A 24,051-nucleotide genomic window follows, 5' to 3' on the forward strand; every position below is an offset into this window, starting at 1 on the left:
CCTTTCCGGCGGGCGGCGGCGCGACCTCCGAAACCAACAAACGAAACAACATGAAACTATTCTGCCATTCCCTTTGCCATGCTGCGGGCAGGTCTGCCCGTGCGCGTCGCCTGTTCTTTCTGGGGCTGACGGCCCTTTCCTTGTATTCCACTCCCGCCATGGCCCAGACGCGCTACGACCGCGCCCGCATGGTCACCGAGCGGCTCAACCGTGGCGTGGTGGCCCTGCGCCACGGTTCGGAGGTGGTGGTGTCCTGGCGCACGCTGCCCGGCGACCGTGCCGCCGAGCCTTTCGACGTGTACCGCAACGGCGTGCGCCTCACGCCCCGGCCGCTCACTGGGGGCGGGACATTCTTCATCGACCGCCATCCGCTGGCCGTCCCGGCCACCTACGAGGTGCGCGGCGGCGGCCGCAGCGGCTCGTGGACGGTGACGCCCGCCGCCCCCGACGGCTTTCTGGCTATCCCACTCACGCCGCCCGTCACCGCCGACAGCACTGAGGCATGGCCGCGGCAGCGTGGCCGTGGCGGCGGCAGGAGGCCCGCAGCCGACCCGCGCAGGGACGGCATGGCGCGCCGAGTGCCCGTGACCTACAGCGCCAACGACGCCTCGGTGGCCGATGTGGACGGCGACGGACAGTACGAGCTCTTCCTGAAATGGGAGCCCTCCAACGCCCACGACAATTCGCACGTCGGGCTCACCTCGCCTGTCTATATGGACTGTTACCGGCTCGACGGCACGCGTCTCTGGCGCATCTGCCTGGGGCGCAACATCCGGGCGGGGGCTCACTACACGCAGTTTCTGGCCTACGACTTCGACGGTGACGGCCGCGCCGAGCTCATGATGAAGACGGCCGACGGCACCATCGACGGCACGGGGCGTGCCATCGGCGACGCCAACCGCGACTGGCGGAGCCTCGAGGCGGGCACGCCGCAGTATGGCCGCATCATGCAGGGGCCGGAATATCTCACCGTGTTCGACGGACTCACCGGCGCAGCACTCAAGACTGTGCCCTATTTGCCCGACCGCGGGCCGCTCATGTGCTGGGGCGACGACCACGCCAACCGCTCCGAACGCTATCTGGCCGCACTGGCCTGGCTCGACGGGCGGCGGCCCTCGGCGGTGTTCTGCCGCGGTTATTACACGCGCACCACGCTGGCCGCCTGGGACTGGGACGGCCGCGACCTCAGGCTGCACTGGTATTTCGACACCCACCCGCAGCCCGAACAGCTGGCCCTCCTGCGCGAGCTGGGACTCGAAAACCACGCCCGTCCCGACTATGCGGGGCAGGGCAACCACAACCTGCGCGTGGCCGACGTGGACGGTGACGGCAAGGATGAGATTGTGTATGGCTCGATGTGTGTGGACCACGACGGCCGCGGACTTTACAACACGGGCTTCGGCCATGGCGACGCCATCCACCTCGTGGCCGATCCGCGGACGAACAAACTCTTCGTCTGGGACTGCCACGAGAACCGCCGCGACGGCTCCGACCTACGCGAGGCGGCCACCGGACGTGTGGTGTTCCAGCGCAAGGCCGACTTCGACGTGGGGCGCGCCATGGCCGCCGACATCGACTCCACGCAGTATGGCGTGGAGGTGTGGAGCTCCAATGTGCCGCTCACCTCGCCCTTCAGCACCACGGCGCGGCAGCACGAGCAGCGGGGCGAGGTGGACTACAGTGACGCCAGCCGCGACGTGGCACGCCTGTCGTGCAACTTCGGCATCTGGTGGGACGGCGGCCTCACGCGGCAGCTGCTCGACCACGAGACGGTGACACGCTACAACCCCGACACACAGGCCATGGACGTGGTGACGCGTTTCGACGGGCAGTTCAACAACGGCACGAAGTCCAATCCCTGCCTCTCGGCCGACATCCTGGGCGACTGGCGCGAGGAGGTGGTCGTCCGCAACGCGCAGAGCACGGAGCTGCGCATCTATGTGTCGCCCATAACCACGCCCCACCGCGTGCCCTGCCTCATGACCGACATACCCTACCGCGCGAGTGTGGCCGCCGAGAATGTGGCCTACAACCAACCGCCCGAACTGGGCTGCTACCTCGGTCCCGACGCCCCCGTGCCCACCGGGTTTTAGACAGAACAACGGCGGGTCATGGATAGAGTCATGGGAGGTTTTAGACAGAACAACATATTTAACAGATGGCTCGCGCGGTGGGAGAAAGACATAGTAACAAAAGAACATATTGGCTGCGTGGTGGAAAGGTCTCACGGATTCCACAGATTTCACAAATGCTGCGCGAAGAATGGCTCACGCAGAGGCGCGGAGACAAGGAGGCTGCGCGGGGATTTTCAAATCTGAACTTAGGGTAACCGAATGGGGCTAAACTGGTCAAGGGTATTGGAGTAGGGGCCGGCCTCCGTGCCGTCCCGCACGTTTGGAACAAACGTTATATGCAATACGAAATGCCCACATACCGTTGGCATGCCATGGCGACACCGTGCACCCATAGCCATTACGCCGCATTTTCCAAAACGCTATACCGTATATCCGCAACCATTGCACCGTGCACCCGCAACATAAACACCGCATTCCATCAACCATGATACCGTGTACCCACAACATAAACACCGCATTTCATCAACCATGATACCATACACCTACAACAAAAATGCCGTAAACGCAACGCGTTTACGGCATTTTTGCATCGTGATAACGGTGTTAACGGGATGCGATGGCGGCGCAAACACAACGCGTTTACACCGTGACAATTTTGCCCCGACCGAGGGATGCCACAAAGATTGGGTTTGATTCGTCATGGCACGGCCCTGCCGTGGCGCATGCACAACCATGTTTTCACGCATTCTGCCACCGTGAACGTTTGTTCCAAACATAGGGGCTGGCATGGAGGCCGACCCCTACGCCAACACCTTTAATCACCGGCCATCCATTCGTTTTCCCCAAATTCAGATTTGAAAATCCCCGCGCAGCCTCCTTGTCCTCGCGCCTTTGCATGAACCCTTTCTCCTCGCAGTCTCTGTGAAATCTGTGGAATCTGTGAGCCTTTCCACCGCGCAGCCTCCTTGTCTCCGTGCCTCTGCGTGAGCCTTTCTTCGCGCAGTATTTGTGAAATCTGTGGAATCTGTGAGACTTTCCACCGCGCGAGCCATCTGTAAGATATGTTGTTCTGTCTAAAACCTCCCATGACTCTGTCTGACTCCACCCGTTGCTCTGTCTCAGAAACGGCACCGCCCCATCCTCGTTTCCGGGGATGGGGCGGTGGGATGGCGTGTGTCTGGGATCAGAATTTGTACACGGCGAAGGTCTTGGCAGGCACCGTAACGGTGGCGGCAGAGCCGTTGGCCTGTACGCCGGACTCCTGTGGCACCACGCTGTTGGGCTTGTCCAGGGAGTTGACGGCGCGGGGATCGTCGGCATGCAGCGTGATGGCGGTGCCGGCGCCGAGGCCCTTGGCACCCTTGAAGTTCAGGGCAATCTCCTGCGCCTTGTCGCCCGTGTTGGCTATCTTGACAATGTATTGCTTGGCATCCTTGTCGTAGACGGCGCTGGCATAGAGGCCGTCGGCACCCTCGACGGCCTTGCCGTTCTCGGTGAGCGAGAGCATGTGGGTGCCCCGATGGGTGGCGTAGAGCATCTGAACATACCAGTTGACCGAGCGCACGCTGCGCAGATTGTCGAACCAGATGAGGTCGGGACGCCACTGCCAGCCGTCTACATGGGCGAAGAGCGGGGCGTAGGTGGCCTGGTACACCACGTCGGCATTGCGCTCAAGACCCGTCATGAAGGCGGCCTCGGCCAGGGCGGCCTCGAAGTTGTTCATGGCCACGGTGGGCTCCTTGTCCAGTCCCCTGACGTGGCAGGCGTACTCGCCGGCGAACACCTTGGGGCCCTTGCGGTCGTAGTTGTCGTAGCGGCCGGCATTCTTCAGGAACCAGTCGGGCGACATGTAGTAGTGCTCGTCCACGAGGTCCACGTCGAGCTTGCGCATCTGCTCCCAGCCATAGTCGAACATTTCGCCGCTGGCCGAGGGTCCCGATGAGCCGCAAATCTTGATGTTGGGGTACTTGGCGCGAATCTGTTCGACGAACTTTTTCAGGCGAACGGGGTAGAGCTCGCCCCACTGTTCGTTGCCAATGCCAATCTGTTTGAGGCCGAAAGGAGCCGGATGGCCCATGTCGGCGCGCAGCTTGCCCCACTTGGTGGTGATGGCACCGTTGGCAAACTCGATGAGGTCGAGGGCGTCGTCGATGTAGGGCTGCAGGTCGTCCACGCCCACGTGGGCGTTGCAGGCATCGTCCTTGTTCTGATACTGGCACGACAGGCCCACGGAGAGGATGGGCAGCGGCTCGGCCCCTATCTTCTCAGAGAGCAGGAAGAACTCATAGAAGCCCAGGCCGTAGGTCTGGTAGTAGTTGGGGAAGAGGCGGTGCGGGAAGGTGTAGTTCCAGCGGTTTTCGTTGAGCGGACGGTTCTCCACGGCCCCTACGCTGTTCTTCCATTGGTAGCGCGTGGCCAGGTCGGTACCCTCCACGATGCAGCCGCCGGGGAAGCGGAATATGCCGGGATGCAGGTCGGCGAGATCCTGCACGAGGTCGGCCCGCAGTCCGTGCCAGCTGTCTTCGGGGAAGAGACTCACGTGATCGAGGTCTATACCGTCGCTGCTTTCCAGGAAGATGCGCAGGAGTCCTTTCTCCACAGTGCGGTTGGAGGTGAGCGTTGCGGTGGCCTTTTGCCACTGGCTGGCCTTGATGGTGATGGTCTGTTTGTCGATGGGCACGTCCTGGTCGTCCACCAGTTCGACGCGTATCCGTGCCTCCTTGCCCTGCAGATCGTGCAGACGGGCATAGACCGAGAAGTCGTATTTCATGCCTTTCTTCAGGCCCATGCCGAAGAAGCCGCGGTTTTCCAGCCCGGTGAACTTCTGGTCGTGGCCGGCCGACTCGAGCACCACGTAGTGCGGGTTGCGGTCGAAAGCAGGCTTCACGTCACTCACGGAGACGTTGCCAAAAGTGCCCCATCCCATGAGGTTGTTGGGAAATTCAAAGCTCCGGTTCTCCACCAACTCGGCATAAAGACCGCCGTCGGCGCCAAAGTTGATGTCCTCGAAGAAGATGCCGTACATGGTGGGCTGGATGGGGCCGCCGGGCTTAGCGTTGACCGTGAACTGGCGCGGCTGTGCCGAGGCTCCCATGGAAACCAGGAGGCCCATGGCCAGCGCGGAGAAGAGTTTTCGATGTTTCATAAATCTTAATGGTTGAATGGTTGTGGTGCAAAGATACAAAAATCCACCCGCTTGGGGGTGGATTTTTCTTCTTAAAAAGGTGGACAGTCGGGTAGAAAGCCCTGCGAACCTTACAGGGTCAGGGGCAAAAAGGACAGTTCAAAGTCTTTTGCGTCGTGGTGGACGATGACCTGCGTCGTGGCCGGAGCCTTGAGGGCGGTGAACGGACGGGGCCCCATGACCTCAATGCCGTGGCCGTTGGCCTCGGTGCCCCGCACGAGGTAGGCGCGCGGACGGCGGTCGGGGAGGGTGGTGAGCGTGTCGGTGCCGGTGAAGCCTTGGGCCAGGACCTGCGGTTGCTCAAACCGTGGCGAGAGCGACACGAGGATGTCGCTGCCGCCCCCGGCCGTGAGGGTGAGCACGCCGCTGGGCGCAATGTCGTAGACCCACGTGACGCGGCCCTGGCCCTCCACGTCGTAGACGGCCGTCACCCGGGTGCCACGCAGCTTGTGGGGCCGGGTGTTCTTGAAGCTCACGAGCTTGAACCGCGCGTTGGGCATCACGGTGACGCGAGCCGAGAACACGGCGACGTCGTTCAGTGTGTAGCTGTGGATGAGGCCCGTGAAGCGGTCGAACACGATGTGATAGGTCTTGTCCCTGACGGTAAACCAGTCGTCTGTCTTCTTTTTGCGGGGGCGGGGGTGCGGCAGGGCCTCGCCGGCCAGCCGGCGTTTGTCGGCCAGTGCTTTCGTGAAATCGAAGTCGGGTGCGGGCAGCAACAGGTCGTAGGCCGCGGGGGTGTAGGCGTTGTTCTCGTCGACGAGCCGCTCCGAGGTGACGGGCGGCGTGCTCACCACCGGCATGTTGTGTTGTCGGGCCAAGGCGAGAAACTCGGGCGACGACGAGAGTTTGTTGTAGGTGATGGCGCCGAAGCCCAGCTGGCGCAGCCGCTCGATGTCGGAGAGCATGCGCTGGGGCGTGTCGTCGAAGCCGCGGCTGAGGGCCAGGTTGCGGCGGTCGCCCACGCGGGTGCCGGGTGAGGCCGGGGCGGGGACCTGCTCCGGAGCCGGGCTGGCGTCGGCGGGCATGTTGTAGACAAAGCTGCGCGAGAGGATGCCCGTCTTGTCGTCGGGGGACAAGGGCGTGTCGCCCTCGTCGTAGTGGGGCATGTGGAACACGAAGAGATTGCGCTGGCCCAGCTTGATATAGGGCGTCACCTCGAACTCGGTCTGCGCCCGGTCGGTGGCGGAGCGGCCTATTTTCTGGCCGTTCACATAGATGTCGGCCGTGGCCGTGGTGAAGCCCAGATGGAGAAAGATACGGCGGTTCTTGAGTGTGGGCGGCATCTTGAGCCAGCCCCGGTAGGTGCCCACATAGTTGGACTCGGCCCAGGCAACGGGCACGCGCCAGGTGCCGGGCATCTTCTGGAACCCCCATTGGGAGTCGTCGCAGTGGGGTGCGGCATAGTCGCGGGGGGCCGTCGACTCGGTCTTGGCCAGTTTGAAAAGCCACTTTTCGTCCAGCGAAAGCGTGTCGCCGGGGTCGGCATGGAGGGGCAGGGAGAGGGCCATTAAGCAGGCGGCGGCCCAATAGCATTTGTTTTTCATATCCAGATTCTGTGTGACGGGGTGTTATCCTATAAAAAAATGGTAAGAAAAAGAGGGTGTGTCAAAACAGAACAACTGCGGCTTGCATGTGGGGATAACCCCTGCGCGTGTCTGTCCGCACCGTTCAATGCAGGGACATACAAGGTGTATGTCCCTGCGATTTGGCTATGATTCTTTGTTTTGGCACACCCTCTTGGAGTGTAGGGAGCGGATGATTATTTCACCGTCTGCGGCGTGATGCAGAACGTGAAAGTCATATCCTTGTAGGTGAGACGGTGCTGCGGCAGCGGCAAGGCCCCCCAGCTGTTCTCGTCGCCCAGGCCATATTGGGCCAGATCGAAGCAGAGCTCGGTGTACTTGCTGCGCTCGAGCTCGGGCGAGTGACGCTGGGCTTTCTCGTCGCCCTCGTCCAGACTGGCCACGCTGTAGTGCAGGGCGCTGGCGCTGAAGCGGTCGGTGGCGGTGAGGCGGAAGCCCCGGCCCGCGCCGTCGGTCTGCTGCCACCAGCGGATGTCACTCTTGGTGCCGGTCTCTTGCGGCCGTATGTAGGGGAAGAACTGCTGGTCGGCCGTCTGGGTGTAGATGCCCAGGGGCTGGCTTTCCTTGCGGTCGATGTAGTTCTCGATGGGGCCGCGGCCGTAGAAACGGCTCTGATCCATGCCGTAGGGCAGCTCCATCAGCATGCCGAAACGGAGCATGGGGCTCACCTCGGCGCCGGGCGTGGTCTTCAGGGCCTCGGTTACGGCCAGGCTGCCATCGGCTGCTGCGTTGTAAGTGAGGGTGAGGGTGGACTGCACCTCGGGCATGTCGTAGGTGGCTGTTATCTTGGCGGCGGTGCCCTTGCCGGCTTTCACTTTCTCGACGACGAATGATTTGAGCGTCATCTTGGGGTTGCGCCAGGCGACAAATTTCTTTTGCAGCTGTGCGCCCATGTCGTTGTCGGTCACGGCGCGCCAGAAGTTGGGCTTCAGGGCACCGCCCTCGCCGAGCAGGTTCTGGCCGTCCACGGTGTACTGGCAGAGCAGTCCGGTGGCTTTGTCAAACGCTAGGCGGGCCTGATCCGACGTGAGCAACAGAAGTGGGTTCTTCTTGTTGTTGTCGATCTTCAGCTTCTGATTCATCATCGTGTTCTCGGTGTAGCTCACGGGAGCTTCCTCGCGCACGGCGAGCTGGCGGTGGGCAACGGTCTGCCCGGCGGCCATCAACGGCTCGGCAGTCTTGAGCTTGAACTCGATGTTGAGCATGATTTCGCCATCGGCCGGCACCTGATAGGGCAGGGTGTAGGTGCGTGTCTGCTGCGGGGCCACCTGCAAGTCGCCCACCTCGCCATGCTGAACGGCCTTGCCGTTCTGGAGCAATGTCCACACGAGTTTGTAGTTGGAGAGGTCGCGGAAGAAGTATTCGTTGTACACGGAGACGGTTCCGGCCTTGAGGTCCACGGGCTGGGCCCAGATGTTCTGATACACGTAGGCCAGGTCGTAGGCGTGTGGATTGAGCTGTCGGTCGGGGCCGATGATGCCGTTGCAGTTGAAGTTGTTGTCTGAAGCATCGGTCTTGTTGTAGTCGCCGCCATAGGTATAGAGGGGTGACATATTGCCGGTACCGACCTCATATTTGGCGGCGATGGCTTCGTAATCGGCCAGTGTACGGCTGGCTTTAAAGTCGGGATGGCGGTGCAGTCCCTGGTCTACGAAGTCCCAGTCGTAGCCTCCCTGGAACTTGGGATACTTGCGCACGAGATCCCAGTACTCCTTGAGGCCGCCGCCTGAGTTGCCCATCGTGTGGTTGTACTCGCACTGGATGAGCGGCTTGGTGTAGGCGGGATTCTGTGCATATCGCTCGCAAGCCTCATGCGAATAGTACATGGGGCAGAAGATGTCGGTGTTGGAACCGTCGATGCCAGCGCGCTCCCAATGTATGGGGCGGCTCTGATCCTGGCTCTTGACCCACTGATAGGCGGCCGTGAAATTGGGGCCGTCGGCGGTTTCATTGCCCAGACTCCACACGATGATGCTCGGATGGTTGAACTGTATCTCGATGTTGTGCTGGTTGCGCTCCAGTATTTGGCGGGCAAAGATGGGCTTCTTGGCCTCAGAGTTATCGTTGTAGCCGAATCCGTGGCTCTCTTGATTGGCCTCGGCCGTCACGTAGAGGCCGTACTCATCGCAGAGATCGTACCAGAGAGGATCGTCTGTATAGTGGCAGGTGCGCACGGCATTGATGTTGAGCCGCTTCATGATCTTGATGTCTTGAATCATACGTTCGCGGGTGACTACGTAGCCGCCGTCGGGGTCCATCTCGTGGCGGTCGGCGCCCTTGAAGAGTACGGGCTGGCCGTTGACGAGGAGCTGGCTGTTCTTGATCTCGACTTTGCGGAAGCCAACTTTCTGTGGAATCGCCTGAACCACGTTGCCCTTGGCATCCTTGACAACGGCAAGCAGGGTATAGAGATACGGAGTTTCGGCGGTCCATTTCTTGACGTTGCGCACCATGAAACGGGCTGTACCGCGGGTCATGCGGCGGAAGTTGCCCGTGGATCGGCCCACCACGGCCCCTCCTTCGTTGAGCAGCTGGAACTCAATGACCGGGTCGCCCTGCACGTCTACGTCGATGAGCAACTCGCCGTCGGTATAGTCATTCTCCAGGTTGGGGGTGATGCGGAGGTTGCTTACGTTCACTTTGGCATCCTGTGCATAGAGGTAACTGTCGCGGGCCACGCCGGAGAGGCGCCAGAAATCCTGGTCCTCGCTGAGCGAACCGTCGCACCAACGGAAAGTCTGGAACGCGATGAGGTTGGCCCCGGGGTGCACATATTGGGTGATGTCGAACTCTGCAGCCGATTTGGCATCCTCGGCATAGCCCACGTAGCGGCCGTTGACATAGAGGTAGATATTGGAGGTAACGGAGCCGAAGTGGGCGATGATCTGCTTGCCGTTCCAGTTGGCCGGCAGGGTGATGGTGCGGCGATAGCTGCCCACGTGGTTGTCTTTGGTGGGTATGTTGAGCGGTTTGTTCCAGTCGAATTGATAACGCCAGGCAAAGCCAACATTGACATATTCTGGATCGCCGAAGCCGTTGAGTTCCCAGTTGCCCGGTATCTGCATGGTCTTCCAAGCAGAGTCATCGAGGTCGGTCTTGTAGAAGTCGGTGGGCCGCTGGTCGGCATTGGCCACCCAGTTGAACTTCCATGGGCCATGCAGCGACAGGTAGTTGGCAGAGGCTGTCTTGTCGCCTTTCAGGGCAGCAGCCTCATTTTCGTAGCCGAAGAAGCTGGTGTGCATCTTGAAACGGTTCACTTCGTTCACCTGTAAGTCGTTCCATTCTGTCCATGTGGGTTGTGGATCGACCGCGACAGACGGCTTGGGCTTGGCTGCTGTCATGCTTAGCGCCATGCCCATCATGGCCGTAATGAATAGGGTTGTTTTCATCATTGATAATTGGTTAGATTGCAATTTTGTAGGCAAATTTACGTAAAATCATTTATATCAGCAAGATTTGCCGCCTTTTTCGTTCAAAAAACAAATCAGGGGGGCACGCACCAGTCGGTGCGTGCCCCCCTGAAAAAGCTGTGGGCTGTGGGGTTATTGTGCGGCGGTCTTGTCGGTTTCCAGACCCCAATACGGATTCTGGTACATGGGACTTTCGCTCATGGTGGCGTGGTCGGGGGCCGTGAGGAGGAACTGTCGCAGCGGCAACGGCTCCAGATAGTGGGCCATCTTCCAGGTGAGTCCATCGTAGAAGTTGTTGTTGTCCTTGATAATCTCGTGGGGACGGAAGTACTCGCTCTTGCTCTGTGCGGAGACCGTGGCCGCGCTCGACCCGTCGGCCACCACATCCTGGGCGGCATACCAGTGCTGCATCACGGTGCCCCAGAAGTGGATGCCCTCGGTGTGGGCGGGAGTAGCAATGAGCTGATCGAAGGCGCGCCAGCGTTTCAGGTCCATGTCGCGCAGCCCCTCGGCCAGCAGTTCGCAGCGTCTCTCGCGACGGATGTTGTAGAGCACCTTGTCGGTGAGCACCTTGCCGGCGGTGTAAGCACCCCAGTCTCCGGTCTCCTTGCTCATGTCTGTGGCATTGATGGTGACGTTGGGATCGATGGCATCGCCGGTGAATCCGGCTGCGGTGCGCACTGCTCTCCAGTATTCTAAGGTGTGGCCGGTGCCCAGATTGCCGGTGAGCATGTACTCTGCTTCCATGTAATTGAGCAGGGCTTCGGTGGCGCGGAAGACGACGCAGGCGTTGTAACTTCCGCCGTTGGCGGTGAGCGAGCGGTCGTGGGTCATGCCTTTGCGAATGGCGTAGCCCGTGATGTAGCCGTCCTCGGCGTTGGAAATGAGGATGTTGGGCACGGGCTCGATCTCGGTCCAGTGGGTGCCGGCCTCGTCTGTGACGTTGATAAAGGCGTTTCTGTCGCCCGGTTTCTTGAGCATGACGGTGAGACGCGGGTCGCGATCGACGGTCACCTTGCTGACGGAAGTGTCGCTGTAGGTGTAGCTCGAGGCGTAGATGGGCTTGCCGTCTTTCATGACATAGCTCTCAATAAGGCTTCGAGTGAAGCCGGTGCCGATGTTACCTTTCTGAACTGCGACCTCAATGTCGTTCTGTACGCCGAGCGACTTGCTGTATTGCCGCCAGAGAAGCACCTCGGGAGTCTTGGAGCAGTCGGTTGTTCCCCAGATGTCGAGATAGGGATTGTCCTGCCCGAGCGCCTGGGGCACGGTGCCGTTGTTGACCGACAGCTGCCCCTTATACTTCTCTGCAACCTTTTCTGCAGCGTCCACGCTTTGCTGGAGGAACCACCGTGCCTCCTGCTGGATGGAACCTGCAGGGAACTGATAGCCGCTGTTCTTGCTGGCTCCGGGCCATCCGGTGCCGTTGGGCACGAAAGGTGTCTCGGCAAAATTGGTGAGCCAGGAGCCCTCGTACAGGGCGACGCGGCTCTTGAAGAGCTGCACGGCATCGTAGCCAATGCGTGTGGTGGCTACGGTGTGGCCCTCCATGTAGGTGGCTGCCGTATCGAGATTGTTGAGGATAAAGCGCGCCACCTCGTTGCAAGGCTGCCGGTTGCTGGCCGCCACGAGGTCTGCTTCCACGTCTTTCATGGCCACGGTGAGGATGGGAAGGTCGCCGAATTTCTGGAGCAAGTCGAAGTAAGCGAATGCCCGCAGGAAGTAAAGCTCCCCAATATACTGCTTGATATTGGCTTCCGAACCGTTGATGGCTTTGGCATTATACTTGGGCAAAATCTTCCCCAACTGGTAGTTTACGTTGCGTACACGGGTCCAGTTCCAGTCGTCGTTGGTGTTGCTGGTACGGTAGAGCGTGGTGGAAAACTGGTTGCCTGGCGTGCGCGACATTTGGTTGTCGGTGTTGTTGTCGCTGGTATAGGTGCCGTAATTCCAGCCTCCATGTCCGGGCAGAATGTCGGTATAGAGCTGGTTTGCGGCTGCCTGCAGCTGATCTTCGCTGGTGTAGAAGTTCTCGGGAGTGATACTTGACGGTGGGTCTTGCTCCAGAAAGTCGTTGCAAGAGGCCAAGCCGGCCGTGAGGGCCAGGGCCAACAGGGAAATCTTATAGCGTTTCATAATAGCATGCGGGGGGTTAGAAGGTTACGTTAAGACCAAAGGAGAATGTCTTGGAGAGCGGATAACCGTTGGAATGCTTGGCGTCTTTGCCAATCATTTCGGGGTCGAACTGCTCGGGCATGCTCGTGATGGTAAAGAGGTTCTCGGCGGAAAAGAAGACCCGGAGATTGGTGATGCTCCACTTTCCTGTGATGTTTCGTGGGATGGTATAGCCCAATTGCAGGTTCTTCAAACGCATGTAGGCGGCATTCATCAGGTAGCGAGTCTGGCACTGTTCGTTCTTGTCGCTGAACGTGGCACGCGGCAGGAAAGCGTCCTGATTGGCACTTTGGTAGCCGTTGGCCACCGACCAGGTGTTGGCATCACGGTAGTAATCCTTGACGGCGGTGATGCCGGTGGCCCACCATTCCCAAGAGTTGGTTGCCCCAAAGTAGTACTCCAGAGAACCCCATGAGCCGCCGAGCCACGAGTCGCGCTTGAGCACACCTTGGAAGAAGGCTCGGAAGTCGAAGCCTTTCCAGCTGGCATTCAGGTCGAGACCAAAGAGATAACGCGGCGTGGAATTACCAATGACCTTCAGGTCGCCGTGGTCGGCCAGCGTGCGTGCGCCGGCAGAAATCTTCTTGTCGTTGTTAGTATCTTCGTACATGATGTCGCCGGCCGCCCAGTTGCTGCCCAGTGTACTTTGGTCGGCATGGGCCAGATGGGCGTTCATTTCGTCGTTGCTCTTGGCAATTCCGATGGTTGTATAGCCCCAGATTTCGTTCAGATAGCGGCCTGCAATGTAGGTGTCTATAGAGTTGGTGGGGTTGTTGGGGTAGCGCGTAATCTTGGTGCGGGCATCCGAAAGGTTCAGTGTAATGCCATAGTTCAGCCCGTTGGACAGCCGGTCGTGCCAGCTGATTTGGAATTCCCAGCCGGTGGTACGCAGGTCGGTGTTGTTGGTTTGGGGAACATTGGTGCCCAGGATGGCGGGAAGTTCGGGGGCGTTGCCCATCATGTTCTTGGTGTTGCGGATGTACCATTCAAAGATTCCGCTCAGCCGATTGTTCAGGAAACCGAAGTCGAGTCCAATGTTATAGCTCTCGGAAGTCTCCCAAGTGAGCAGTGCAGAAACCAGTCCCGGCGCGGCGGTGGTGTTGGGTCTCACGCCATTTTGCAGCCAGTTGCCGGCAGAAGAGCGGTAGCTGATGGTCTGATAAGTTTGGTACCAGTTGTCGAGGTTCTGGTTGCCGAGGTTGCCATACGAGGCGCGCAGCTTCAGATTGCTGAGCCAACTCTTGGTCTCTTCCATGAAATTCTCTTCCGAGATGCGCCATCCCATCGAGAAAGAGGGGAACAGCTTCCACATCTTGTCGGTGCGGAATCTGGAAGTGCCGTCGTAGCGCAGGTTGACTTCGGCCAGATAACGTTCGTTGTAGTTGTAGTTGAGTCGTCCGAAGAATCCGGCCGTCTGCCACTGATTGCGTGCGCCGTTCGTACTCGGCACCACGGCCTTGCCGTCGTAGCTCAGCCCGCTGGTCAGGTCAACTTCGGGCTTGAAGGGGTCGAGGATGCCGTCTCGCTGCAGTCCGAACTCGGTGCGCTTCAGCTGTTCGGCCTGGAATCCGGCCATGATGTGGAAGTTATGCCTTGCGGCCAGCGACCAGGAGTATTCGCTGTAGGCCTGGAAATTCAGGTAATTGTCCTTGTACTCGTCTTCGTGCACGTTGGAGTTCTGGTTGTAAATGATGGGATCGCCGGCCACGTTGTGGTTGTAAGTGCGCTGGCTGTCCCAGTGACGTATCCTGTTGTCTATCTTGTAATTGAAGTCGATGTGCGTCACCCAGTTCTTGACGGGCTCGAGCACCAGTCCCAGCTGATGGTAGATGACGTCCTGCTCCTTTCGGTCTTCGCCGCCGGTGGCCAGTCCGAGGGCGGGCGACGGCGAGCTGTAGAGATAGCCGTTGCGGTCGTAGAGCGGCAGCATGGGCCAGCCCTGGCGGGCCATGTCGCTGTACAGGGCGTCGGTGAGGGCCGCCGGACGCTTGTAGTTGGTGCGGGTGAAGCGCATGTTGTAGTTCACGCGGGCCCAGGGAGAAACCTCTCCACTGAGCTTGACGGTACCGTTGTAGCGGTGGTAATTGTCGCTGCCCATGTCGATGAATCCACCGTTGTAGAGGTAGTTGCCCGAGAGGTAGTAGTTGAATTTTTCGTTTCCTCCGCTCACGCTGGCATTGTGTTCTTGGGCGAAGGCCGTGTTCTTGTAGACCACGTCGTACCAGTCTACGTCGTCGATGCCATAGCCGTAGCCATCGGCCCACGTCGTGCCGTTGAGGGTAGGAATGGCATAAAGCAGGGTGCCGTCGGCGGTTTTGCGCACGCCGGGACTCACGGGGGTGGCATTGTGATAGTCCACAATCTGCTTCATGCGGTCGTTCTCGAAGAACACGGTGCTGCCCGTATTGGTGCGGGCGTCGTTCATCCAGCTGGCGAAGTCTACGGAGTTCATCATGTGCTTGCCGCGAATCAGGTTGCTGAAACGGAAGCTGTTGTTGTAGTTCACCGTCACGCGGCCGTCCCTGCCGCCGCTCTTGGTGGTGATGAGAATCACGCCGAACGGTGCGCGCGAACCGTAGATGCTCGAGGCTGCAGCGTCTTTCAGCACGGAGATGCTCTCGATGTCCTGCGGGTTCACGGTGTTAATGTCACCCTCCATGCCGTCGATGAGGATCAGCGGCTCACCTTTGGAACCCTCACCGATGGTGGCCGTGCCGCGCACGTTGATGCTGGGATTGGAGTCCAGCGAGCCGCCCGACGAGCTGGAAATCTGCAGTCCCGGAACCACGCCCTGCAGGGCTTGGGCTGCGCTCTGCACCGGCCGTTGGGCCAGTTCGTCGCCTTTGACCACAGCCACGGCCCCAGTGAGGTTCACCTTTTTCTGTGTGCCGAAGCCCACAACAACCACTTCGTTCAGGTTCTGGGAGTTCTCGATGAGCGTAATCCGGGCGGAGCCGCTGCCGGCTTTCACGGTTTGCGGTTTGTAGCCCACGTAGGAAATCTCGAGCAAATCGCCGGGTTTGGCCTTGACAGTGTAGTTTCCGTCAAGGTCGGTCACGGTGCCTTCCTGGGTGCCCACCACCTTGATGGTGGCACCGATGATGGCTTCGCCGTTGGCGTCCACCACCCGCCCGTTCACCATTCCGGCCTGCTGGATGGTCTGAGTGGCGTTGATGCCGGCACGCAGCGGCTGCGGAAGCCCTACGAACAAGGCGGAGGCCAATATCGACGACAGGAGAATGCGCTGTGTCGATGATGGATTAGGTTTCTGTTTCATGGGTCGTTAATGTTTTTAATTGTTATAGGTTGTCTTTGTTTCTTCGGTTTCATCGATTACCTTGCAAATATAACATAAGTTCATACACGCCGCTGTGTTCTGTAACATAAATTAAGATTCAATTGCGGCATGCCGGAAAAAAGACCCGCATGGGCTTGCCGTTGTCGGGCGAATGGCTTACTTTTGCAGCGTCAACAACAAGCTATCATGATGTACAACCTCTTGTTTTCTCTGGCTATGGCCCTTTCGACGGCCCAGCCCATGGCGGCTGCCGAACCGGCAGATACGTCCCAAACCGTGGCCTTGGCCGACATCCGGCTGAGCGATCCTTGCATTCTGGCCGACCCCGTGACCCACCTTTATTATATGACAGGCACCGGCGGGCTGCTCTGGAAGAGCCCAGACCTGAAGCGTTGGACGGGCCCTTACCGCGTGGCTCGGCCCGACAGCAGCTCGTGGATGGGCCCGAACCCGATGATTTGGGCGGCGGAGCTGCACCGCTATCAAGGCAAATACTACTATTTTGCCACCTTTACCAACGAGGCGGTGAAGATAGACACGGTGGCGGGAAACGTGATTGACCGCCGGGCCAGCCACGTGCTGGTGAGCGACAAGGCCGAGGGCCCATACCGGCCGATGCGCGACAAGACCTATCTGCCGGCCTCCAAGCCCACGCTCGACGGAACGTTCTGGGTGGATGCCGACGGGAAACCGTATATGGTGTACTGTTGGGAGTGGCTGCAAAATGGCAACGGCACGGTCGATAAAATAGAACTCAAGGCCGACCTGAGCGGCAGCATCGGCGAGGGCAAGACGCTCTTCTGGGCCAGCGACAGCCCTTGGAGCAGGGAGATGGTGGACGGCAGGGTGCGCCCCAACAAGGTGACCGACGGCCCTTGGCTCTTCCGCACCGGCACGGGTCGGCTGGGCATGCTCTGGACCAGCTGGGTGATGGACGTCTATACGCAGGGCGTGGCCTACTCGCAGAGCGGCACGCTCGACGGCCCCTGGCTCCAGGAGCCGGATCCGATAACGCCTCCCAATTACGGCCACGGCATGCTTTTCCAGACCTTTGAGGGGCAGTGGCTCATGGCCGTGCACAGCCACGACAGCTCCACGGGCCGTACCATCCGCAAGCCCTGCCTGTTCGAGGTGGATCTGTCGGGCGACAAACTGAAGGTGGGCAAGCGGATATTGCCCTGACAACTTACCGCCCGAGGTAGCGGTGATACTCGCAGGCGGCCAGCAAGAAAGCCCCGGTGCCGAAGTTGGTCTGCGAATTTTGGTCGACCACCTGGCCGGGAATGGCTTTCTCGCCGATGGGCTGCACGTAGCCGATACCGCCATCCGGTTGCAGGGCCGTCTCGGTGAGGTAGCGCCAGGCGCGGTCGATGGCTTTCGTGACGGGCTTCTGCGGAGCCAGCTCGCCATGGTTCACGCCCCACAGCAGCCCGTAGGCAAAGAGCGCCGTGCCCGATGTTTCGGGGCCGGGAGCCTGTTTGGGGTCGAGCATGGAGCGTGTCCAGTAGCCTTGTTTCTGCTGGGCCTGCACCACGGCCTTGGCCAGCCGCTTGTACTTTTCGAGGAAGAACGCGTAGTGGCGGCAGCTGCGCGGCAGGTCTTGCAGCACCTTGGCCAGGCCGGCCAGCACCCATCCGTCGCCGCGTGCCCAGAAGTCTTTCTTGCCGCTGGCCGTGGCATGCCGGGGGTAGACATACTTTCCGTCGCGGAAGTAGAGGCCCGTCTCGTCGTCGAGCATGATGGAATCGGCATAGCACACGTAGTCGTAGAGCTTGTCCAGATAGGCCGCATCGCCCGTCAGACGGTACATTTTGGTCATGACGGGCATCACCATGTAGAGCGCGTCGGCCCACCACCAGTAGTCGTTGGCGGCCGACCGCACCTGGTAGCCCATGACCTCGCGGGCGCGCTGCACCATGCGTTCGTTGCGGGCCGACGCCCCTTGGGCGTTGGCCATCCAGTAGAGGTCGATGTAAGTTTGGAAACAGATTTGCCAGTCGCCGAAGAGCACGTGCTGCTGGCCTTCGCCATACTGGCGGTATTTCCACTTCGCGGGGTCGGTTTCGCGGGCCCCTTGCCACAGGTTGTGCTCGGCCCAGCGCGTGCTGTAGTCTTGCCAGGCGGCTTGTCCCAGCAGTTGGCAAGCCTCCATGTTGCCCGTATGGTACACGGCTTCGTCCCAAAAGCTGCGCACTTCGGGCTTGTGGTTCTCTTGCCAATGGTTGTTTACGCGGGTGATGAGGGCGGCCACCTGCTCTCGGGTCCAGTTCCTGGCCTGTAGGCCAAGGCCGAATGCCAGCAGCAAGGCCATAATCAGAGTCTTTCTCATGGTCGGTTTTATGATTGGGTTTATGGATGGGCGGTTGTCGTGCCGGCGTGCCTGTCCTGTGCGGCGGCGTGCCGGCGCCGGCCTATTGCCGGTTGGCGTCTATCAGTTCCACGAGCCGGTCGCTGTCGTGCGACACGACCTTGCGGCAGAACATCTTGCCCGAGGCCAGCAGTGTGTCGAGGTCTGACTCGTCGAGCACCTTGACCACGGGGTGGTAGTGAATGTAGGTGAGGGGCGTGAGGGCCGCCAGACTCTGGTATCGCCCCTCGGCCAGCATGCAGCGCGAGGCGAAGCCTGAGTTGAAAGCCACGGTCTGGACGAAGGTCTCGGCCGGGCAGAAGCTGGTCTTGAAGTAGCCCACGAGGTGCGCATTGCCGTCCCACTCCTCGACGACCAGCCGGGCCAGGTCGGGCGTGATGGCCCACCAGGCTGCACCTTTATATAAGGTATAGGTCTTGCCCGGGCAGTGAATGCGCAGCGTTTTCTGTACGCCCGTGGCCGCCACGAGGCGGCGCAGGGCCACGCGCAGCTTGCTCTGCAGGCTGCCGGCGGGCCATGGACGGCTGGCCAGGAAGCGGAAGTCGCGGTAGTTGCGCGAGGCCTTGCCCTGGCGGAGCATGGAGATACCCTGCAGGAACTCCCGGCCCCCGGCCTCGCTGAAGAAGCGTTTGATGCGGCCGTTGCCCCACAGCGGGTAGTCCATGCCGCTGAGGGTGATGAGATAATCAGCCCGGCCGTAGTAGAGGGCGGCGCGGATAAGCTCCACCTGATACTCCACTTCGTTGAGGCTTCCCCACACCACATCGACGCGATGCTCGATGAAACGGATGTTGGGCCGGTCGAGCCGCTCCTGGAACGGACGGATGTCGGCCTTGCGGTCGATGTGGATATAGAACTCCGAGTCCTCGGGAAGGCTGTTCACCAGCCGGGCAAGCTGGCGTGCATCTTGGTGTGCAGAGATGAGAAACGCTAATTTCATGGGTTTACTGTTTGTGGATTTTGGAAAGGATGTAACGCTGGCACTCCATCAGAATCCGGGCTCCGGCCACTCGCATGACCGCATAATAGAGCACGGCGGCCAGCGCCATGCGGCTGACAAGCAGCAGCGGAAGCGAGGCGATGGGGGCCGTGACGAGGTGGACGGCCGCCATGACCGCGAGGGCGGCGAGGGCAAAGGGCAGCGTGTCGCGCAGGAACATGGCGGGCGTGTAGCCCGCCAGACGCCAGACGAAAGCGTGCCACACGAAGAGCCATGCCACGTTGATCGCGGTGTAGGCCACGACCATGACGCGGATGCCCCACGGCCAGATGAGGAGCATGACGGCCACCTGCACCAGCCCCAACGCCAGGGTGCACCAGAAGAAAATGTCCGACCGGCCCTTGCTGATGATGAGGTTGGACAGCAGGGTGTAGAGCGGCATCGTGGCCCCGCTGACGCAGAGTATCTGTATCATTTCGGCGCTGGCCAGCCACTTTGCCGTGATGGCCAGCACGATAAACTCGCGGGCCACCAGCCCGAAACCGAACAGAAGCGGAAAGGAAACAAAGGCCGTGAAGCGCATCATCTTGCGCAAGGCGTTGAGCTGGCGGCCGCGTTCGTCGCGCAGGTTCACCAGCACGGGCTGCGCCACCTGGTTGGCCATGCTCTGCACCAGGTAGTAACACTTCGAGTTCCACTGGTAGGCCTGGTTGTAGTTGCCCGTGTCGTGGGCCGAAAAGTAGTGGCCCAGCAGGATGTTCAGGATGTTGTTGTTCACCTGGTTGGTGATGGTGGTGGCCAGAATCTTGAACGAAAAGCGGAACATGCGCCTCACGGGCCCGAACGAAATGTGGCGCATGCTGGGCCGCCAGGCCGAATAGTGCCAGGCCATGAGCGTGTTGCAGAGCACGAAGACGTTGCTCTGCGTGGCCAGCGACCAGTAGGCCCATCCGTTGAAAGCACAGGCGGCGCCCACCGTGCTCGAGACGATGACCGAGAGAATACCGGCCTTGGCCTGTTGCTTGGCCCGCAGGTTCTTGAAGAGCCAGGCGTTCTGCACCGTGCCGAATGAGGCCAGCACGAAGCCCAGAAAGGCGTAGCGGCTCAGCGGCACTATCTTGTCGGTGTGGTAATAGTCGGCGATGAGCGGGGCGCAGCAGAAGAGAACCGCGTAGGCCGACAGGCCCACGATGATGTTGAACCAGAAGACGGAGTTGTAGTCGCGGTCGGAAGGCTCCTTGATGTTGACCAGTGCGGTGCTGAAACCGCTGTTCTGCAGCGCGTTGGCAATGAGCGAAAACACGCTTATCATGGCCATCATGCCATAGTCCGACGGGGCGAGCAGCCGGGCAAGAACGATGCCGAACGCCAGCCCAATGGCCTGTTGCAAGCCACTGTTCAGCCCTCCCCAGAAGAGTCCCTTAGCTGTTTTTTCCTTGAGCGATTCCATTTTTCCTTGATGCAAAAATACGCTTTATCGGCGAATTGTCCAAGAAAAGGCCCTGATTTCATGGCTAAATCGCCGCAAACTCCTTACCTTTGCAGCCAAAAACAAGGTATGAGCAACGGCAGTTTAGTTTTTGTGCCCTCGGGAGGACTGGCCAATCGCATGCGGGCCATGGCCTCGGCATGCGAGCTGGGACGGCGCACGGGGGTGGCCGTCCGCGTGGTTTGGTTTCAGGACTGGGCTTTGCGCGCCCCCTATGCAGCCATTTTCGAGCCGTGCCCGGAGCTGTCGGTGCGCGAGGCCCGGCCGTTGGATTATCTGCTCCACGACCGTCCGCGCCGGCGCAACCTGTGGCTGCCGCGCCCGTTCCAGCAGCTGCTCTTCGACCAGCGCATCGACGAACCCGAGGTGACGCCGCTGAAACGGCAGGGCTTCGACTTCGATGCCTGGGCCGCGGGCCGCCGCAGCTACATGAGCTGCTATCAGGAGTTCGGCACGTTTCCCGACGCGGTCTACACCCGGTTGTTCCGGCCGGCAAGGCCCGTGGCCGAAGCCGTGGCCTCGCTGGCGGCCCGGTTTTCTCCCCACACCGTGGGCTTCCACATCCGCCGCACCGACAATGCGGAGAGCATTCGGCAGAGTCCTTTGCAGCTGTTTGTCGAGGCGGGGCGGCGCGAGGTGGCGGCCCACGCCGACACGCGCATCTTTCTGGCCACCGACGACGAGCCCACGAAGCGGGAGCTGCAGCGGCTGTTCGGCGACCGTCTGGTGGTGCAGGCGGCCCCGGCCGACCGCGACAGCACCGAGGGCATCCGCGGCGGGCTGGTCGATATGTACGCCCTTGCCGCCACGGGGCACGTCTATGGGTCGGCCGGCAGCTCGTTCTCGGTCATGGCCTCGCGCCTCGGCGGGTGTCCGCTCACGGTTCTCCGGCAGTGAAAGCGGCTTTTTGGGGCTGCGTTTGCGGCTGTAAACGCCGTGCGATTGCGCCGCAAACGCGCGACGTTGAGGCCGTAAACGCGAGGCCGTTACGGCGCAATCGTCGGGCGAATACGCCCGTGCCGTCTGCGCTGCAGCCTTTCCCCGCAGTTTGCCCATGCGTTGGCCGCCCCGTCCCGGCCCTGGGCAGGGCGGGCGGCGAGGCCGTCCATGGCATGGCTTGAAACCGTATTCGCGGGACGTTAATTAATCGAAATAAGGTTAATAATACTTAATCCATGGGCGTTTTCACCGTTTTGTCGTGCGTTGTACGTCATAAAATGTGTAATTTTGCAGAACCGATTATTTCCGGGGCACACTTAGAGCCCCATACACGACCGTGTTAATAGTCGCGCCTTTGGCCGGACGCGACGGTTAGTGAATCGGCCGTGGGGCAGGGCAAAAGCCATGGATGGTCTCTTTTAGACTGGAGGCGCCGTGAGGTCTCTGCTTGCATCAAGGTAAATAAAAACGTTTTTTAGTAGTAAATTTAAGTTTTAAAATGGACACTTTAAGTTACAAGACTATTTCCGCCAATAGGGAAACTGTGAAGAAGGAGTGGGTTGTCGTGGACGCTACCGACCAGATTGTGGGTCGTCTCTGCTCTAAAGTTGCCAAGCTCATTCGCGGAAAGTACAAACCTAACTTCACGCCTCACGTAGACTGCGGCGACAATGTCATCATTGTGAACGCCGAGAAGGTGGTGTTCTCCGGCAAGAAGGAGACAGACAAAGTCTACACACGCTATACTGGTTACCCCGGAGGACAGCGCTTCAACACGCCCGCGGAGCTTCGTGCACGCAAGGGCGGTGTCGACAAGATCATTCGTCACGCTGTCAAGGGCATGCTCCCCAAGGGCCGTCTGGGACGCGCCTTGTTGGACAATCTCTATGTTTTTGAGGGTGCCGAGCACGACAAGCAGGCCCAGAAGCCCAAGACAATCGATATTAACCAGTATAAATAATAAGGAGAAAAGATGGAAGTTATCAACGCAATAGGTCGCCGCAAGAGTGCCGTCGCTCGTGTTTACCTCTCTGAGGGTACCGGCAAGATCACAATCAACAAGAGGGATTTGAAGGAGTTCTTCCCATCGGCCATTCTGCAGTATGTGGTGAAGCAGCCACTGGAGCTGTTGGAAGTTGCCGAGAAATATGACATCAAGGCCAACCTCGACGGTGGCGGTTACACGGGTCAGAGCCAGGCTCTGCGCCTCGCCATTGCCCGCGCGCTGGTCAAGGTGAACGCCGAGGACAAGAAAAACCTGAAAGACCACGGTTTCCTCACACGCGACAGCCGTGCCGTGGAGCGTAAGAAGCCGGGTCAGCCCAAGGCTCGTCGTCGCTTCCAGTTCAGTAAGCGATGATTCGATTCAAAATTCAAGATTCAGCTTTCAAAATTTAAAGCTCGGGGTTCAAAGCGGAACCGCACCTCCGTGTGGCAGTCCGTGCCCATTCGCGTGGCGGCTCATGTCCGTTTGTCTCGTGGTTCGTACCCGTTCACACAACGGCTCATGTCGGTTCGGACAGCGGCTCATGCGCTAACGTCGCGCCAGCCTAATTTTGAATTTTGAATTCTGAATTTTGAATTACAAAACTCTGTTTAGCATCCAAACCCGTGAGATTCGCATGCCGACTACCCACGGGCTGGTTCTAAAAGAATTAAAAGGAAAGTAAACAATTTAAAGAAAAAAAGACCATGTCAAGAACAAATTTTGACCAGTTACTGCAGGCAGGTTGCCACTTCGGCCACCTCAAGCGCAAGTGGAATCCCGCTATGGCTCCTTACATCTTCATGGAGCGCAACGGCATTCACATCATCGACCTGAACAAGACGGTAGCCAAAATCGACGAGGCTGCCGAGGCTTTGAAGGGCATTGCCAAGAGTGGCAAGAAGGTTCTGTTCGTCGCTACTAAAAAACAGGCCAAGGATATTGTAGCCGAAAAGGCTGCATCGGTAAACATGCCTTACGTGAACGAGCGTTGGCCGGGCGGTATGCTCACCAATTTCCCCACGATTCGTAAGGCCGTGAAGAAAATGACGAACATTGACAAGCTGATGAACGACGGTACGTTCTCGAATCTTTCCAAGCGCGAGATTCTGCAAATCAACCGTCAGCGCGCCAAGCTGGAGAAGAATCTGGGCTCTATTGCCGACCTGACCCGTCTGCCTTCGGCCCTCTTTGTGGTGGATGTGATGAAAGAACACATCGCCGTGAAAGAGGCCAACCGCCTGGGAATTCCCGTGTTCGGCATCGTCGACACCAACTCGAATCCCCGCGACATCGACTACGTTATCCCTGCCAACGACGACGCCAAGGACTCTGTGGAGGTGATTCTGAACGCTGTCTGCGCTGCCGTTGCCGAGGGCCTCGAGGAGCGCAAGGCCGAGAAAGCCGACGACAAGGCTGCCGAGGAGCAGGCCGATGAGGCCGCCGAGGGCCGCCGTCATGCCCGTCGTGCACGCAAGGAGACTGCAGAAGAGGTGGCCGAGGCAAAGCCCGAGGAGACCGCTGCACCTGCCGAGGCTGCCGCCGAGTAAGGTCATCATAGGGTCTTATAGGATAAGATAGGATCTTGTAAGACCCTAACAC

The 24,051-nt window shown here is 59.8% G+C and carries 14 protein-coding genes; 6 read left to right on the top strand and 8 right to left on the bottom strand.

Going from position 1 to position 24,051, the window contains the following annotated elements:
* Positions 1 to 158: 158 nt before the first annotated feature.
* Positions 159 to 2,093, top strand: coding sequence for a rhamnogalacturonan lyase (locus L888_RS0102705; RefSeq protein ID WP_245594804.1), 1,935 nt, complete (start codon positions 159 to 161; stop codon positions 2,091 to 2,093).
* 1,165 nt (positions 2,094 to 3,258) lie between these two features.
* Here L888_RS0102705 and L888_RS0102710 read toward each other — a convergent pair.
* The 5 genes from L888_RS0102710 to L888_RS0102730 all read right to left on the bottom strand — a co-directional run bounded on the left by L888_RS0102710 (position 3,259) and on the right by L888_RS0102730 (position 15,707).
* A complete protein-coding gene (locus L888_RS0102710; protein WP_027951774.1) occupies positions 3,259 to 5,220 on the bottom strand; it encodes an alpha-L-arabinofuranosidase C-terminal domain-containing protein in 1,962 nt (653 codons plus the stop codon).
* A gap of 110 nt (positions 5,221 to 5,330) precedes the next feature.
* The gene (locus L888_RS0102715; RefSeq protein ID WP_027951775.1) at positions 5,331 to 6,806 is read right to left on the bottom strand and encodes a hypothetical protein; all 1,476 of its coding nucleotides are present in this window, start codon (positions 6,804 to 6,806) and stop codon (positions 5,331 to 5,333) included.
* Between the two features lie 215 nt (positions 6,807 to 7,021).
* Positions 7,022 to 10,234, bottom strand: coding sequence for a glycoside hydrolase family 2 TIM barrel-domain containing protein (locus L888_RS0102720; protein ID WP_449404747.1), 3,213 nt, complete (start codon positions 10,232 to 10,234; stop codon positions 7,022 to 7,024).
* A 153-nt stretch (positions 10,235 to 10,387) separates the two neighbouring features.
* Positions 10,388 to 12,391 (bottom strand): RagB/SusD family nutrient uptake outer membrane protein, encoded by a 2,004-nt coding sequence (locus tag L888_RS0102725; protein WP_027951777.1) that lies wholly within the window; start codon positions 12,389 to 12,391, stop codon positions 10,388 to 10,390.
* 16 nt (positions 12,392 to 12,407) lie between these two features.
* Positions 12,408 to 15,707 (bottom strand): SusC/RagA family TonB-linked outer membrane protein, encoded by a 3,300-nt coding sequence (locus L888_RS0102730; protein WP_027951778.1) that lies wholly within the window; start codon positions 15,705 to 15,707, stop codon positions 12,408 to 12,410.
* Between the two features lie 261 nt (positions 15,708 to 15,968).
* Between L888_RS0102730 and L888_RS0102735 the strand changes: the two genes are divergently transcribed.
* Positions 15,969 to 16,910 (top strand): glycoside hydrolase family 43 protein, encoded by a 942-nt coding sequence (locus L888_RS0102735; protein ID WP_390183297.1) that lies wholly within the window; start codon positions 15,969 to 15,971, stop codon positions 16,908 to 16,910.
* 4 nt (positions 16,911 to 16,914) lie between these two features.
* On the opposite strand, the gene L888_RS0102740 is transcribed toward L888_RS0102735, so the two are convergent.
* From L888_RS0102740 to L888_RS0102750, 3 genes are all read right to left on the bottom strand, one after another.
* Positions 16,915 to 18,057 carry a glycoside hydrolase family 88/105 protein gene (locus L888_RS0102740; RefSeq protein WP_027951779.1) on the bottom strand — a complete coding sequence of 381 codons (1,143 nt, stop codon included), beginning with the start codon at positions 18,055 to 18,057 and terminating at the stop codon, positions 16,915 to 16,917.
* A gap of 82 nt (positions 18,058 to 18,139) precedes the next feature.
* Positions 18,140 to 19,036: a beta-1,6-N-acetylglucosaminyltransferase gene (locus L888_RS0102745; protein WP_027951780.1), complete on the bottom strand. Its 897-nt coding sequence runs from the start codon at positions 19,034 to 19,036 to the stop codon at positions 18,140 to 18,142.
* A 4-nt stretch (positions 19,037 to 19,040) separates the two neighbouring features.
* Entirely contained in the window at positions 19,041 to 20,486 is a 1,446-nt protein-coding gene (locus tag L888_RS0102750; RefSeq protein WP_027951781.1) for a lipopolysaccharide biosynthesis protein, read from the bottom strand.
* Between the two features lie 108 nt (positions 20,487 to 20,594).
* Between L888_RS0102750 and L888_RS0102755 the strand changes: the two genes are divergently transcribed.
* From L888_RS0102755 to rpsB, 4 genes are all read left to right on the top strand, one after another.
* Positions 20,595 to 21,422: an O-fucosyltransferase family protein gene (locus L888_RS0102755; RefSeq protein ID WP_027951782.1), complete on the top strand. Its 828-nt coding sequence runs from the start codon at positions 20,595 to 20,597 to the stop codon at positions 21,420 to 21,422.
* A gap of 541 nt (positions 21,423 to 21,963) precedes the next feature.
* Entirely contained in the window at positions 21,964 to 22,425 is a 462-nt protein-coding gene (gene rplM, locus L888_RS0102760; protein WP_005844966.1) for a 50S ribosomal protein L13, read from the top strand.
* A 12-nt stretch (positions 22,426 to 22,437) separates the two neighbouring features.
* Entirely contained in the window at positions 22,438 to 22,824 is a 387-nt protein-coding gene (rpsI, locus tag L888_RS0102765; protein ID WP_005844964.1) for a 30S ribosomal protein S9, read from the top strand.
* 332 nt (positions 22,825 to 23,156) lie between these two features.
* A complete protein-coding gene (gene rpsB / locus L888_RS0102770) occupies positions 23,157 to 23,999 on the top strand; it encodes a 30S ribosomal protein S2 (protein ID WP_005844962.1) in 843 nt (280 codons plus the stop codon).
* The last annotated feature ends 52 nt before the right edge of the window (positions 24,000 to 24,051 follow it).

The sequence above is a fragment of the Hallella seregens ATCC 51272 genome (assembly GCF_000518545.1).
Taxonomy (GTDB): domain Bacteria; phylum Bacteroidota; class Bacteroidia; order Bacteroidales; family Bacteroidaceae; genus Prevotella; species Prevotella seregens.